General features: G+C 66.0%; 12 protein-coding genes. 5 read left to right on the forward strand and 7 right to left on the reverse strand.

All coding sequences use genetic code 11. The features are described 5' to 3' along the window. Positions 1 to 27: 27 nt before the first annotated feature. Positions 28 to 1,251, reverse strand: a complete 1,224-nt coding sequence (locus SynWH8101_RS07090) for a cysteine desulfurase family protein (protein WP_130129160.1) — start codon at positions 1,249 to 1,251, stop codon at positions 28 to 30. Beyond that, positions 1,241 to 2,368 (reverse strand): diaminopimelate epimerase, encoded by a 1,128-nt coding sequence (dapF, locus tag SynWH8101_RS07095; protein WP_130129161.1) that lies wholly within the window; start codon positions 2,366 to 2,368, stop codon positions 1,241 to 1,243. Before dapF ends, SynWH8101_RS07090 begins: the two co-directional genes overlap by 11 nt. A 23-nt stretch (positions 2,369 to 2,391) precedes the next feature. Between dapF and SynWH8101_RS07100 the strand changes: the two genes are divergently transcribed. Both SynWH8101_RS07100 and leuS read left to right on the forward strand, forming a co-directional pair. Then, positions 2,392 to 2,613, forward strand: coding sequence for a hypothetical protein (locus tag SynWH8101_RS07100; RefSeq protein WP_130129162.1), 222 nt, complete (start codon positions 2,392 to 2,394; stop codon positions 2,611 to 2,613). Positions 2,614 to 2,690: 77 nt separating this feature from the next. Further along, positions 2,691 to 5,321: a leucine--tRNA ligase gene (gene leuS, locus SynWH8101_RS07105; protein WP_130129163.1), complete on the forward strand. Its 2,631-nt coding sequence runs from the start codon at positions 2,691 to 2,693 to the stop codon at positions 5,319 to 5,321. 2 nt (positions 5,322 to 5,323) lie between these two features. Here the strand turns inward: leuS and SynWH8101_RS07110 are convergent, their stop codons facing one another. Next, positions 5,324 to 6,922, reverse strand: coding sequence for a glucose-6-phosphate isomerase (locus tag SynWH8101_RS07110; RefSeq protein WP_130129164.1), 1,599 nt, complete (start codon positions 6,920 to 6,922; stop codon positions 5,324 to 5,326). Positions 6,923 to 7,012: 90 nt separating this feature from the next. On the opposite strand from SynWH8101_RS07110, the gene SynWH8101_RS07115 reads away from it, so the two are divergent. Further along, complete coding sequence (locus SynWH8101_RS07115; protein WP_130129165.1) at positions 7,013 to 7,828, forward strand: helicase DnaB; 816 nt, start codon at positions 7,013 to 7,015, stop codon at positions 7,826 to 7,828. Between the two features lie 17 nt (positions 7,829 to 7,845). On the opposite strand, the gene SynWH8101_RS07120 is transcribed toward SynWH8101_RS07115, so the two are convergent. Genes SynWH8101_RS07120 through SynWH8101_RS07130 form a run of 3 tightly spaced genes read right to left on the reverse strand, consistent with a single transcriptional unit; the run spans position 7,846 to position 10,809 of the window. Then, positions 7,846 to 8,781: an N-acetylmuramoyl-L-alanine amidase gene (locus SynWH8101_RS07120; RefSeq protein WP_130129166.1), complete on the reverse strand. Its 936-nt coding sequence runs from the start codon at positions 8,779 to 8,781 to the stop codon at positions 7,846 to 7,848. Next, positions 8,763 to 10,469 (reverse strand): M61 family metallopeptidase, encoded by a 1,707-nt coding sequence (locus SynWH8101_RS07125; protein WP_130129167.1) that lies wholly within the window; start codon positions 10,467 to 10,469, stop codon positions 8,763 to 8,765. Before SynWH8101_RS07125 ends, SynWH8101_RS07120 begins: the two co-directional genes overlap by 19 nt. Positions 10,470 to 10,473: 4 nt before the next feature. Next, positions 10,474 to 10,809 carry a hypothetical protein gene (locus SynWH8101_RS07130; RefSeq protein ID WP_130129168.1) on the reverse strand — a complete coding sequence of 112 codons (336 nt, stop codon included), beginning with the start codon at positions 10,807 to 10,809 and terminating at the stop codon, positions 10,474 to 10,476. 7 nt (positions 10,810 to 10,816) lie between these two features. Here SynWH8101_RS07130 and purN point away from each other — a divergent pair, with 7 nt between their 5' ends. Beyond that, complete coding sequence (purN, locus tag SynWH8101_RS07135) at positions 10,817 to 11,500, forward strand: phosphoribosylglycinamide formyltransferase (protein WP_165380953.1); 684 nt, start codon at positions 10,817 to 10,819, stop codon at positions 11,498 to 11,500. Here the strand turns inward: purN and argC are convergent. Beyond that, positions 11,491 to 12,585 (reverse strand): N-acetyl-gamma-glutamyl-phosphate reductase, encoded by a 1,095-nt coding sequence (argC, locus tag SynWH8101_RS07140; RefSeq protein ID WP_130129169.1) that lies wholly within the window; start codon positions 12,583 to 12,585, stop codon positions 11,491 to 11,493. The genes purN and argC overlap by 10 nt on opposite strands. A 40-nt stretch (positions 12,586 to 12,625) precedes the next feature. Between argC and ribBA the strand changes: the two genes are divergently transcribed. Then, on the forward strand, positions 12,626 to 14,284 hold the full coding sequence (gene ribBA / locus SynWH8101_RS07145; protein WP_130129170.1) for a bifunctional 3,4-dihydroxy-2-butanone-4-phosphate synthase/GTP cyclohydrolase II: 1,659 nt from the start codon (positions 12,626 to 12,628) through the stop codon (positions 14,282 to 14,284). Positions 14,285 to 14,288: the final 4 nt, after the last annotated feature.

A 14,288-nucleotide genomic window follows, 5' to 3' on the forward strand; every position in this document is an offset into this window, starting at 1 on the left:
TGGTGGCAGGCCGGAGGGTACTGCGGCTCAAGGCGGTGCCGTCGTGGCGGCGACCTGCTCAAGCGCTCCTTGCACCTGGGCTGCCACACCGTTGAGATCGGCTTCGCTGAGCCAGGGGCCGAGGCTGAGGCGAAGGCCGGAACGACACCAATCCGGTGCGATCCCCATGGCCGCCAGCACCGGGCTGCCACCATCGCGGCCGGAAGCGCAGGCACTGCCACTGCTGATCGCCACACCCTCAGCGGCCAGAGCCCGCACAACGGCGCGTCCAGGCAGCGGTCGTCCCTTCGGATCAGCCGCCAACAGGGCGATGTGGTGCGGCAGTCGCTGCACAGGAGCACCGAGCAGCTGGAGCGGAGCGAGGTTGAGCAACTGCTTCAACAACCGATCGCGCCGTTGTTGCACGGCGCCTATGCCACTGGGGCCTGGTTCGGCTTCAGGCGCCTGCGGATCCACCCAGGGCTCCAACAGGCTGATCGCCCGTGCCATCCCGGCCATCAGGACCACTGGCTGGGTTCCGCCCCGGAGCCCCCCCTCCTGGCCACCACCAGCTTGGATAGGGCCATGCCTTTCCTGGAGAGCCCGGCGTCGCAACAGCAGGCCCACCCCTTTCGGACCACCACACTTGTGGGCTGAGGCACTGAGCAGATCCACGGGCAAGCTGCGCCAGGCGGGCCGACCCTGGCTCACCACCTGGGTGGCATCCACATGCAACGGAATCTCCCGCGCACGACAGGCTTCCCCGACCCTCTCCACCGGTTGAAGCGTTCCCACTTCGCTCTGCCCCCAGATCAACGACACCAGCCGCGTCGGCGGCGCCAGCAAGGTCTCGAGCTGATCGAGGCGAACGGTGCCCTCTTCATCCACGGGCCAACGGGCGATCTGCCAACCCCGCTCCACCATCCTGAAGGCGGCAGCCTCCACCGCCGGATGTTCCACCGCGGAGATCACCAGCCGCCCTGGAGGCTGGCAACGGGCCACACCGAGCAGGGCGAGATGGATCGACTCGGTGGCGCCCGAGGTGACGATCAACTCATCGCGATCGGCCTCGAAGGCCTGGGCGAGCTCGAGGCGGGAGCGCTCCAACTGCTCTGCCGCCTGAAGCCCCTGGGCGTGCAGGCTCGAAGCGTTGCCCCAGGCCGTACGCTGCACGGCCGCCATGTGCTGCAGAACCTCAGGCCGAGGAGGCGCGGTGGCGCAGGCATCAAGGTAAAGACCAGGTCCCAGGTCTGGGCTGAACTCAAGCACCACGATCCCGATCCATCCGCGCCCGCGTGCGCTGCTCCAGGCTCTCGCCGGCCAGATTGATCATGGCGTCAAGCGACATGGACGACAGCAGCGATTGCACCTCCTTCTGCGCTTCCTCCCGCAGACAGCGCTCCGGTTGCTGACAGGTGTCGCTGCAGTCGCGGGCGCAATCAAGTGAGCTCTCCGGGGCTGCGTCAGGGATGGGCACATCGACCTCAGGGAGGACCGGATCAGCGGCCACATCGGCAGGCATATCGGCAGGCACTAGCTCCGGCACCAGAACGCCATCAAACACCGCCTCTGCCGGACCGGTCATCAGGATCGAGCCGGAGCGATCCGGCCAGCTGATCGTGAGCGGGCCGCCGGGGAGTAGCACCTCCGCTGTGGCCTCCGCCAGACCGAGCAGGTGGGCCGCCACGAGGGTGGCGCAAGCTCCGGTGCCGCAGGCCAAGGTCGGGCCCGCACCCCGTTCCCAGACGCGGATCTGCAGACGGTTGGGGCTCAACACCTGGAGAAAATGCACGTTGGTCTTGGCGGGGAAGAGGGCATCCACCTCCAGGGCCGCCCCCCAACGTTCAAAAGGGATCTGATCCAGATCGTCCACTGTCACGACGACGTGGGGATTGCCCATCCCGGCGGCGGCCAGTGCCAGGCGGCGACCATCCAGCTCCACCTCCCCCTGCGGCAGGCCCGCAGCACCCACCGGCAAGGTGGTGGGCACCTGCTCCGGCTGCAGAAAGGGCCGCCCCATGTCGACCTGGATCTGACCATCAGCCAGCAAGGTGGGAATGATCATTCCGGCGGCGGTTTCGATCCGCCAGGTGCGACCGGGGGCATCGCCGTCGCTGTCGGCGAGGAAGCGGGCGAGACAGCGGATGCCGTTGCCACACATCTCGGCCTCACTGCCATCGGCGTTGAAGATGCGCATCCGCAACTCACCTGCCGCCGCTGGTGGAAGCGCCAGGATGATGCCGTCGGCGCCGATGCCGAAGCGTCGGTCGCACAGACGCCGCACCCAGGCGGGGTCTGGTTCGCAGATCGCCGCAGACAGCTGCCCCGAACGCCCCTCGAGCAGGATGAAATCGTTGCCGAGACCCTGATACTTGCTGAACTGGAGCATGGTTGTTCGCGGCGGCAGGATCGATGGAGACCACCAGTTTCGACCCCAGTCTGCCGGGGGTGCGACTGCTCCAGGACTGGCTGCGACAGGGCCGTGTGCTTCGCATTGAACTGAACGACGGGCAATGCCTGGAGGGATCCCTGCGCTGGCAGGACCCGGAATTTCTCGCGCTCAATCGCTCAGACAGTGACCAACCGGTGCTTCTCAGTCGCCGCGCCATCGCCCTGATCCGCACCCTCGGCTGACGCGAAGGCGCTTGCTGGTGGCGGCCACTGGGGGCGGTGTGCGGTTGTGTCACGATCGCCCCAGGTGAGCCCTGCCCGTGACCGCCGCGACCCCGTCGAATTCCGCCCCAGCCCAGCCCGGTGGCCAGCGCTACACCCCCCTGGAGCTGGAGGAACGTTGGCAGCGTCAATGGAAGGCCGAGGGGCTTGATCGCACCCAGGAACCGGCCGAGGGGCAGAAGGCTTTCTATGCCCTTTCGATGTTCCCCTATCCCTCGGGAACACTGCACATGGGGCATGTGCGCAACTACGTGATCACCGATGTGATCGCAAGGGCGCAGCGGATGCGCGGCGATGCGGTGCTTCACCCGATGGGCTGGGATGCCTTCGGACTGCCGGCGGAGAACGCAGCGATCGAGCGTGGTGTGAATCCGGCCGACTGGACCGATCGCAACATCGCCCAGATGAAAGCCCAGCTGAATCGACTCGGCCTCTCGATCGACTGGCAACGGGAACAGGCCACGTGCCACGACGATTACTACCGCTGGACCCAGTGGTTGTTCCTCGAGCTGCATGAGGGCGGGCTGGCTTATCAGAAGGAAGCGACGGTCAACTGGGATCCAATCGACCAGACCGTGCTGGCCAACGAACAGGTGGATGGCGATGGCCGCTCCTGGCGCTCCGGCGCCCTGGTGGAGCAACGCAAACTGCGTCAATGGTTCCTGCGGATCACCGACTACGCCGACGCCCTGCTGGACGATCTCGAGCAGCTCCAGGGGTGGCCGGAACGGGTGCGCACCATGCAGGCGAACTGGATCGGTCGCTCCCGCGGAGCAGAAATCGATTTCGCTGTGGTCGAGCCGGGCGGGGCCACGACGGGTGAACACATCACCGTGTTCACCACCCGCCCCGACACCCTGTATGGCGCCAGTTATGTGGTGCTCGCTCCCGACCATCCCCTGGTGGAGGCCCTGACCAGCGAGGCCCAGCGTGACGCCGTCACCGCGTTCCGCGACCTGATGGAGACCCTCTCCCAGGACGAACGCACGGCAGACGATCAACCCAAACGCGGCCTGCCGCTCGGCAGCCACGTCATCAATCCGGTGAACGGCGAATCGCTGCCGATCTGGATCGCCGATTACGTGCTGTCGGACTACGGCACCGGCGCCGTCATGGGGGTGCCCGCCCATGACCAGCGCGACTTTCTGTTTGCGCGGCAGCATCAGCTGCCGCTGCGCCAGGTGGTGCAAGCCCCTGGCCAGGACGGTCCTGACCCCCTGGGGGAAGCCTGGACCGAAGCCGGTGTGCTGGTGAACTCAGGCCGGTTTGATGGCCTGACCTCCAACGGCGCCAAGGCCGCCATCACTGCCTTTGGCGAGGAGCATGGCTGGGCGAGGGCGACCGTGCAATACCGCCTGCGCGACTGGTTGATCTCCCGCCAGCGCTACTGGGGTTGCCCGATTCCGATCATCCATTGTCCGTCCTGTGGGGCGGTGCCCGTGCCCAGGGAGCAGTTGCCGGTGGAGTTGCCCCGCACGGTGGAGCTGTCGGGCCGGGGCGGTTCGCCCCTGGCCCAGCTTGAGAGCTGGAAAGCGGTGGCCTGTCCCTGTTGCGGTGCCGACGCGCAGCGGGAAACCGACACCATGGACACCTTCATGTGTTCCTCCTGGTATTTCCTGCGCTTCGCCGATCCCCGCAATCAGGAGAAGCCATTCAGCGCCGAAGCGATTGCGCGCTGGCTGCCGGTGCAGCAGTACGTGGGCGGCATTGAACACGCGATCCTGCATCTGCTCTATGCCCGCTTCTTCACCAAGGCCCTGCACGATCGCGGTCTGCTCACGATCCGCGAACCCTTCCAGCGGCTGCTCACCCAGGGCATGGTGCAGGGGGTGACCTATCGCAACCCCAGCACCGGTCGCTACGTGCCCAGCGCCCAGGTGAGCGATCCCGCCGATCCACGCGACCCAGACGACGGCAGCCGTCTGGAGATCCTGTTCGAAAAAATGTCGAAGTCGAAGCACAACGGCGTCGACCCAGCGGCGGTGATCGATCGCTACGGGGCCGACACGGCCCGCATGTTCATCCTGTTCAAGGCGCCTCCGGAAAAGGATCTGGAATGGGATGACGCCGATGTGGAAGGGCAGTTTCGCTTTCTGCAGCGGCTCTGGCGCCTGGTGGATCAGGCCGCTGGCTGCGGCGTTGCACTCGCCACACCCCTGCCCCTGCCAACCGAACTCACACCAGACGACCGCGAGGCGCGCCGGGCCATCCACAGCGCCATCGCCGCCATCGACGAGGACCTGAGCGGGGAACTGCAGTTCAACACCGCGATCTCCGAGCTGATGAAGCTCGCCAATGCTCTTGGAGGGGGCCTCGATCAGCTCTCCGAGGCCGTGCGCCAGGAGGCGCTCTCGGCGTTGATCCGCCTGTTGGCGCCGTTTGCCCCCCACCTGGCCGAGGAGTTCTGGCTACGTCTTGGCGGCCACGGCAGCGTGCACCGGCAAGCCTGGCCCAGCCACGATCCTGAAGCCCTGGTGCAAGACAGCATCGAGCTGGTGATTCAGGTGAAGGGCAAGGTGCGGGGCAGTGTGACCGTGCCGGCCGACGCCGATCGCGAGACCTTGGAGCAACTCGCCCTGGCCAGTGATGTGGCCCAGAAATGGCTGGAGGGCCAGCCGCCCCGACGGGTGATTGTGGTGCCGGGGAAGCTGGTGAATCTGGTGCCCTGAGCTCAGGCCTTGCTGAAGCGCAGCGAGGCGGGTTGATCCCAGCTGCCCTGGGCGATGTAGCCCCGCTTGTTGGCGCAGAGGTGACGCAGGATCCAGAAAATCGGCTCCACGGGTCCTTCACCGATCGCCTGCTGCACATCAGCGGCGGAGCGGCTCACACCGTCGGCGAGCAGGGCCTCCACCTGACCCTGCAACTTGAGGATGGCGGCCGCCGCTTTTTTGCCGGCCTCCACGCCCGGTTGGTGATAGGCATTGATGTTCACCAGTTCGCCGTAGAAGCCCACCGCCCTCTCGAACAGAGCGATCAGAGCACCGAGACGGCGAGCATCGAGGTGGCGCATGCTGATGCTGATGCTCTGGCGACCGCCCTCCGTGAGGGCTGAGCGGGTGCCCTGCAGGAAGCCATCGAGGAAATCGCCGGGGCGTTCGCCGTTGATCTCCGGGATGTCCTCCACATCGGTGAGCTCTTCGATGAAAGTGACGAAGAAATTGTCGACCCCGTCCCGCAGTTGCTGCACGTAGGCGTGCTGATCGGTGGAGCCCTTGTTGCCATACACGGCAATGCCCTGATGCACCTCGGCGCCGCTGCGATCGAGACGCTTGCCCAGCGACTCCATCACCAGTTGCTGCAGGTAGCGGCTGAACACCTCGAGCCGATCGCGGTAGGGCAGCACCACCATGTCGCGCTTGCCCTTGCCCTCACCGGCCACAAACCAGGAGGCAGCCATCAGGGCGGAGGGATTGCGGCGCAGATCGGCGAGCCGGGTCGCCTCATCCATCTGGGCGGCACCGGCGAGGAAATCGCGAATGTTGGCACCGATCAGGGCGCCGGGCACGAGGCCCACGGCGCTGGTGATGCTGGTGCGTCCCCCCACCCAATCGAACATGTCGAAGCGCTGCAGCCACCCCTCCTGCTGGGCTTGCTGGTCGAGGTGGCTGTTCTTCATCGTGATCGCCACCGCCTGACCTGGCCAATCACCCCCGCTGGCCTCGAGGCGGTGACGGGCCTGCTCCATGCCCAGGTGCGGCTCCGGCGTGCCACCGGACTTGCTCACCGTGATCACCAGCGTGGTCTTGATCGCCTCGCCCAGGCCAGCGAGCACGCGGCTCATGCCGTTGGGATCGACATTGTCGAAGAAGTGAAACGGCAGGCCTTCCCCTTGCTTCTGCAGCGCCCGGATCATCAGCAGGGGGCCAAGACCGCTGCCGCCGATGCCGATCCAGAGCACATCGGTGAAGGCCGCACCATTGGGAGCCTTGATCTCACCGGCGATCACCGCCTTGCCGAACTGCTCGATCTGGTCGATCTCGGCGCTGATGTGGTCGGCAACCTCGGGGCTGGGGGCCAGCTGGGGTTGGCGCAGCCAGTAGTGGCCCACCTGCCGCTGTTCATCCGCATTGGCGATGGCCCCGCCCTCCAGGGCCTGCATCGCCTGGAAAGCCTGGTCAAACTGGGGAGCGAGGGCGTCGAGGTCGGCGCTGTTCACGTGCATGCGACTCACATCGAGCCACATCCCCAGATCATCGTGAAACCAGAGCAGATCACAGAAGCGCTGCCACTGGGTCTGGGCATCGCTTGCACTGAAATCCGGAAAGCTCATGGCTGGTCAAACGCTGACGCTCACCAGCAGAAGGTATCCATGATCGGCCGGCCTGCCCATCAACTGCGACACCCCAGCTAGCGTCAGTTCATGGAACGGTTGCGTTCACAACTGCGAGGTCTGGCCCGCCCACTCGTCTGGTCACCCCTGGTGGCCCTTCTGGTGCTGGTTCAGCTCCTGCAGGCCCTGCGCCAGCCCCAGCCTCTGCCCATCGCTGCCGCTGATGGTGGGCCGACCACGCCCCAGACCCTGCAGCCGGAAGCGGAACCCACGGATTTCTCGCCCGAGGAGCTGGCCTACCTACAGCGGCGCTTCGGGGTCCATGGCCCCCAGACCCCCCTCGCCCAGTTGTTCACCCGCGGCGTCGATCAGCTCGAACCGCTCCGCGCCAACACGCTGCTTCGCCTCAGGGAGCTGAAACCGGTGATCCTGCGGGAATCCAAGCGGTTGCGGGTCAATCCGATGCTGATCAGCGGCATCCTCTACGACGAGATCCAACACTCCAAACCCGGCGAAGGTCTTCCCTTCGTGGCCCACTCCGGCCTGGTGAGCACCCTGGGCCCGGCCCAGCTGGGCATCAGCGAACTGATCCATCAGGGCAAACTGCCGCCGGAACCCAGCGCTGCCGACATTGCCGCAGCCCGCGAGTTGCTGCTCGATCCCGAGTCGAATGTGGCGCTGCTCGCTGGCAAGATGGCGCGTCTCAAGGCCGAACTCGGCTTCTCCACCCGCTCGCCGTTGATCGCCAGCCGTTCACCGATGGAGGCGAAAGCGATCGCCACCCTGGCCTATCTCCACAACGGCAAGCTCGACTATCCGGCGCGCATCCTCCGTTACATGCAGGATCCGGCCTTGCATGGACTGATCTACTCACAGCAGCGTTCCGCCCTCGGTGGCCTGATCTGAGCGACTGCAGCAACGTCTTAGCCGGCGCACAGATCGCCGAGGGCGGCGAGGCGTTGCTGCAGGGCCGACCAGTCGAAGCTGCGCGGATCAGCCCGCTCTCCGCCCAGATCCACATGTTCATGGGTGGTGATGGCAGCGGGCGGGATGCCGAAGCTGCGGATCCAGTCGTGCAACACCAGGGCCAGCGCGTCGTATTGCGCCTCGGTGTAACCGCTGTGGCCCGGGTTGTTGTGCTGACCGTCCTCCGGCGTTTCCAAGCTGAGATGCAGGGCGAAGTTGTTCACCGATCCCTGGAAGTTCGGGTTGGTGGCCGCCCATTCCCCCAGAAAAGCGGAATATCCCGCTCCAAAGGCCCGTTTGAGCGGATCCACCACATCCACCACCGTGCCATCGAGGCCGATCAGGGTGTGATAACTCACCTGATCCTCATCGCGGGGATGGGGCGTGCGGAAGGTGTTGAGGGCGGAGGAGAGTGAATAAACGGTTTCATGCAGCACCACCACCCGGGGGCTGGGATTGAGGTTGCGGCCCCAAGGGTCGCGGCGGTAACGGTCGCCGAAGTTGGTCGGATCGATGGCGATTCTCTGACGGCGACCAGGCAGCTGGCGGCGTTCCTGCAGGAGGCGCTGGCGCAGCTTCGGGTCGATGCCGCTGCATTGCTGCGCCAGGGGCGAGGACCAGGCGACGGCCCGCGGCTGCTTCGGTGGGGGTTGATCCGGTTGCGCCTGCTCCGGCCGCCCCTGCTCCGTCACCTCCTCCAATAGGTCCAGCAGGGAAGGGCGACGCTGCTCTGCGCCCGTCTTGGGGTCCTCGGCGCTGAGCCAGAGGGCTCCCATCAGGCCAATCGCCACTGCCGAGCCGACCACGGGCAACCAGCGCCACGGATCGCGCCCCCCAGCGCCCCAGCCGGCACGCCAGCGACTCCACAGCCTGGTCAGATGATCTGGAACCATGCGTCGCGGAGTGCGCAGGCGGAGGGGGACGCCTCAGGATCACAACGGAGGTGCCAATGGTCCAGGGTCGGTTCCGCTTTGATCAGGGTTGCTGTGGCCAAAACGCCGCGACGCGCCAGCACAATCGGCACCGCATCATCGCCGCGCAGAAGCTGCGGCCACTGCTCGAGAGTGCGCAGCCGGCGACCGCGCACCGCCACCAATTCGTCGCCCGGCACCAGGCCGGCCCCATGGCCGGGGCTTTGGCGACGCACCCGTTCCACCACCACCATCTCGCGGTCCTGCCGCAGCTGCAGCCCGGTGTCGTCCTGGTCTGACCGCACTGGCTCCAGACGCAGGCCGATGGCCCTGACGCAGGCCTCGATCGGCAAGGTGCCCCGATCCTCCAACCAACCGGGCAGTGATGCGGCGAGCTGGGGTGAGACCCGGGCGATCTGGGCCTGGATGTCGGCGCGGCCGTAACCGCGACCGCTCCGGCCGAACCGGCGCCAGAGATCGCGCAGCACCTGGGCCAGGCTGGCCTCCGCCTGACGCAATTGCACATCGAGGCAGAAGGCGAGGGCGGCGCCAAGCAGGTAGTAACTGATCTGGCTGTCGGCAGCGGCCGGTGTTCGTTTGTAGAGGCGCACCCAGGCCTCGCGGGAACTGTCCGCCAGGCTCTGCACCTGCAAGCCGGGACTGAGCAACACCCGGGAGAGATCCCTCCCCAGATCCTTCAGCAGCTGATCGCGATCGGAACGGCCCGCCAGCAGGGGCAGGGCCAGGTCGTAATAGCTGGTGACGCCTTCGGCGAACCACAACCCATCGGAGAGCACCGCAGCGCCGTGGTCATAGGGCACGTACTCCTTCGGGCGCAGGCGTCGCACATTCCACTGGTGCAGATATTCATGCCCCACCAGCTGAAGCAGCTCGTGATACCCACTTTCGGACGCCAGGGCCGACCAGGAGAACTGGAGCACGGCGCCATGATCGTGTTCCAGACCGCCGTAGCCCTGCTCCAGCATCTGAATCACCAGCTGATAGCGATCACGGGCCGCCGGGGGCTCAGCCATGAGGCGACAGGTGGCGGTGCAGACGGCCTCAATGTCGGCCAGAAGGGTGGTGGGCCAACCCTGGGGCGGGGCGCCGATCAGCACCAGCTCATGACGGCACCCCTCCACCTCGAAGGTCTGGGCCGAAACGTCACCGGCATGCACCGGGCTATCCACCAACGCATCAAAATGCTCAGCGCAATATCGACCCGACTCCAGCGGCAAGGGCACATGGGCTTGCCATTCGGCAGGCAACTGCAGCTCCAGCCGGTGTTCGCTCCAGCGCTCCCCCTCCACCAGCATCGCCACGGCCGAGAGGCAAAGAGAGGCGAAGTCGGGATCGAGATAGCAGGTGCGCACCGTGAGCTGTCGCGCCTCCAGTTGATAAGTCAGATGGAGCGGCGAGCCCGGTTCGACGGTGGCGGTCCACCGCGACGGGGAGCAGCGCTGCGGCGTCAGGACGTGATCGCCCTGGCGCAGGCAAAGCGAATGCAGGTGCTGCACCGGATCGCGCACCGTGTAAGAGCCCGGCGTCCAGATCGGCAGTTGCCATTGGGCCCGGGCATGGCGCGGCATCCAGCTCTGCTCAACACGCAGGGTCTGGGAGGCGGCATCCCGTAGATCGAGCCGGAGTGTGACGGCAGGTGCGGCAGACAAGGCTTCAGTCGACGCTGACGACAGCGCGAGCGTCCAAGCTGCTCAAGGCCTGAATCAAGGCGTAACGCCGCAGGATCTTCCGCAGCCGCAGCTGGGTCGCGGCACTCCACACCTGTCGCTGCAGGTCAGTGACAAGGTCGAGAGGCTGCTCCGGCGCCGGGCGTCGCCAGGCGAAACAGACCCGACCGTGGCGAGACGCGACGAGATCAACGGGCAGGACGCCGGAGGCGAGCGTGGCCACCGTGCCGTTTCGGCTGACGCTGTAGCCCTCAGCCTCCAACGCTGCCGCCAGACCCTCGAGGTCGGTGAGCACGGTGGGCAGGATGGAGAGATGGGACATGAACCAAATGCCCGCTTTTTCGAACCTTAGCCAGGCTGCGCAACCCGGGGATCAGGCTTCGACCTCTCTGCTGGTGCCGGCGATCGACAGCTGGCCCCAGTTCGATCCGCCCTTGCGCCTCGGGGTGATGGCCTCAGGCGAGGGAACCAATCTCGAGGCCCTGGCCCAGGCCTGCAGGGATGGGCTGCTGCAGGCCCGGCTGCTGCGCCTGGTGGTGAACAAGGCCAATTGCGGCGCACTGGCGCGGGCCGATCGGCTCGGCATTCCCTGGGTGCTGCACGACCACCGTCGCTTCGAGACGCGAGAGGATCTTGATCGCGCCCTGGTGGCGAGCTTCCAGGCCGATGCGGTGGAAGCGGTGGTGATGGCGGGATGGATGCGCATCGTCACCAAGGTGCTGATCGAGGCCTTCCCGCAACGGCTGATCAACCTGCATCCGTCCCTGCTGCCCAGTTTCCGGGGCCTCGATGCGGTGGGACAGGCCCTGGGTGCCGGTGTGCCGATCAGTGGCTGCTCCGCCCACCTGGTCTGTGAAGACGTGGATTCCGGTCCGCTGCTGGCCCAGGCCGCCGTCCCGGTGCTTCCCGGCGACGATCCAGCCAGGCTCGCGGCGCGGATCCGGGTGCAGGAGCATCGGCTCCTGCCCTGGGCCGTGGCGCTCGCCGCGAAGCGTTGGCGCGCTCAGGGGTAGAAGGGTGCCAAGGGCAGTCCGGTGGCCACCGGCAGACCCGCCATCAGATTGAGGCACTGCACCCCCTGACCGGCTTGCCCCTTGATCAGGTTGTCGACAGCACTCATCAGCACCAGGCGGCTGTTGCGCTGATCCACCTGAACCGACAGGAGGGAGAGATTGGTGTGGCGCACCCACTTTGTTGCGGGGTAGGTACCCACCGGAAGCACCCGGATGAAGGGGTGATGGCGATAAAAGGCCTCCAGCACGGTGGTGCAGTCTTCAGCGGTGAGGCCGGGGTCGCGCAGGCGGCCATACACGGTGGCCAGCAAACCGCGCACCATCGGCACCAGGTGGGGCGTGAACTGCAGCTGAATCCCACAACCGGCGGCCTGGCTGGCGAGCTGTTCGATTTCGGATGTGTGGCGATGGCCGATCACGCCATAGGGCGCGATCGACTCCGACGCCTCCGAGAGCAGCAGGTTCTCCTTAGCGGCCCGACCACCACCGGAGGTGCCGGTTTTGGCATCGATGATCAGCCCTTCGGTTTCAATCAGGCCCTGCTTGAGGAAGGGAAGTAGGGGCAACAGGCTGGCGGTGGGAAAACAACCGGGCGCGGCCACAAGCGACGCTGTGGCGATCGCCGGCCCGTTCCATTCCGGCAATCCATACACGGCCTGTTCGCAGAGATCGGAATCCTGACGCTGGCGCTGGGACGCCTCCTGTACATACACCTGACTCCATTGGTCCAGTGAGCGATAGCGGTAGTCAGCGGAGAGATCCACCACCCGAACACTTCGCTCCAGCAGGGCCGGCACCAGATCACTGGCCAGACCGTTGGGAAGACTCAGAACGGCGAAGTCAGCCTGCTCGGCGATCCGATCCGGATCGGGCTTCTCAACGATCGGGTCATCTGCCAGGGGAAGAAAGGAACACAGTTCACTCCAGCGTTGGCCCGCGCTGCGTTCACCACCGAGAAAGGTGACCACCAGGCCAGGATGGTTCTGCAGCAAGCGAAGCGTCTGCAGACCGCCGTATCCGGACGCCCCGATCACAGCAACCCTGCCAACGGGCGTGTCGGGAAGGGCGGGGGAAACGCTCTGCATGAGCCGGTCTGGACGCCGGCTGATCGTAACGGTGTCGATAATGACAAGAGCGCGAACAACAGCCATTTCCTTCGATTCGATTTCCGATGCCCTGGCGGCGATCCGCAACGGAGAGTGTGTCGTTGTTGTCGATGACGAACGTCGGGAGAACGAAGGCGATCTGATCTGTGCCGCCCAGTTCGCCTCACCGGATCAGATCAATTTCATGGCCACCCATGCCCGGGGGTTGATCTGCCTGGCCATGGAGGGGGAACGCCTGGATGCCCTCGATCTGCCCTTGATGGTGGACCGCAACACCGATGCCAATCAGACCGCTTTCACGGTGAGCATCGATGCCGGCCCGGAGCATGGCGTGAGCACGGGCATTTCCGCCGACGACCGCTCACGCACCATTCAGGTCGCCCTGCGTCCGGATGCGCGCCCGGCCGATCTGCGCCGCCCCGGCCACATCTTTCCCCTGCGCGCACGCCAGGGCGGGGTGCTCAAACGGGCAGGGCATACCGAAGCCGCGGTGGATCTTGCCCAGTTGGCAGGCCTCATCCCCGCCGGAGTGATCTGCGAAATCCAAAACGCCGATGGCTCGATGGCGCGGCTTCCGGAACTACGGGACTACGCCCGTCAATGGAACCTGCGCCTGATCAGCATTGCCGACCTGATCCGCTATCGCCTCAACAACGAGCGTTTCGTGCGTCGCCAGGCCCAGGCCACCCTGCCGAGCCTGTTCGGCAGCTTCCAGGCGATCGGCTATCGCAACGAACTCGATGGCAGTGAACATGTGGCGATCATCAAGGGGGATCCGCAACAGCTGCAGGAACCGGTGTTGGTGCGGATGCACTCCGAATGCCTCACCGGCGATGCCTTTGGCTCCTTGCGCTGCGACTGCAGACCCCAGCTGGAATCAGCCCTGGCCCGCATCGAAGCCGAAGGCGAAGGGGTGGTGGTGTATCTGCGTCAGGAAGGTCGTGGCATCGGCCTGATCAACAAACTGAAGGCCTACAGCCTTCAAGATGGCGGGCTCGACACGGTGGAAGCGAACGAAAAGCTGGGCTTTCCGGCGGATCTGCGCAACTACGGCGTCGGTGCCCAGATCCTCAGCGACCTGGGCATCCACCGCCTGCGCCTGCTCACCAACAATCCGCGCAAGATCGCCGGCCTCGATGGTTACGGACTCGAGGTGGTGGAGCGGGTTCCCCTGGTGATCGAACCCGGTGACCACAACGCCGACTACCTCGCCGTCAAACGCGACAAGCTCGGCCATTGGATCCACGAAGTCTCCACGGTGATCTGTTGGGACGGCACCCTGCCGGCGGACGCCCTGCCGCAGCCCCTGGCCATGGCCTCGGAGGCCGCTGCGCTCGAAGGATTGGTGCTGGTGCCCGTGCAATCGCCCCGACTGCTGGCCCTGTGGGAACGCCCCCAGTTCGCCTGGCGGCTGGCGGATGCCACCGCAGAAGCTGCGGGTGAGGGGGAGACCAACTCGACTGAACCCTTGGACAGCCGACTGAACCGCTTGCTGAGCGCCATGGCGTCCTGGCCGATCACGCGCCGGATCGGCCTCTATCGCACATCAAGGCCTGACCAACTGAACCACCCACCCCAGACCCTGGAGCGAGACGAACGGCTGCTGGAGCAGCTGCGGAACGGGACGCCGCCATTGCCGCTCGGCAGCAACGACGTCGCCCTGATCCAGTGGAGCTGACTGC

It is taken from the genome of Synechococcus sp. WH 8101 (assembly GCF_004209775.1).
GTDB lineage: Bacteria > Cyanobacteriota > Cyanobacteriia > PCC-6307 > Cyanobiaceae > Synechococcus_C.

Bases quoted from the DNA above. Each gene is read 5' to 3' on its own strand.
- SynWH8101_RS07110 (WP_130129164.1), bottom strand. From the start codon at position 6,922: ATGAGCTTTCCGGATTTCAGTGCAAGCGATGCCCAGACCCAGTGGCAG.
- dapF (WP_130129161.1), bottom strand. From the start codon at position 2,368: ATGCTCCAGTTCAGCAAGTATCAGGGTCTCGGCAACGATTTCATCCTG.
- SynWH8101_RS07130 (WP_130129168.1), bottom strand. From the start codon at position 10,809: ATGTCCCATCTCTCCATCCTGCCCACCGTGCTCACCGACCTCGAGGGT.
- purN (WP_165380953.1), top strand. From the start codon at position 10,817: ATGCCCGCTTTTTCGAACCTTAGCCAGGCTGCGCAACCCGGGGATCAG.
- SynWH8101_RS07115 (WP_130129165.1), top strand. From the start codon at position 7,013: ATGGAACGGTTGCGTTCACAACTGCGAGGTCTGGCCCGCCCACTCGTC.
- SynWH8101_RS07120 (WP_130129166.1), bottom strand. From the start codon at position 8,781: ATGGTTCCAGATCATCTGACCAGGCTGTGGAGTCGCTGGCGTGCCGGC.
- argC (WP_130129169.1), bottom strand. From the start codon at position 12,585: ATGCAGAGCGTTTCCCCCGCCCTTCCCGACACGCCCGTTGGCAGGGTT.
- SynWH8101_RS07100 (WP_130129162.1), top strand. From the start codon at position 2,392: ATGGAGACCACCAGTTTCGACCCCAGTCTGCCGGGGGTGCGACTGCTC.
- ribBA (WP_130129170.1), top strand. From the start codon at position 12,626: ATGACAAGAGCGCGAACAACAGCCATTTCCTTCGATTCGATTTCCGAT.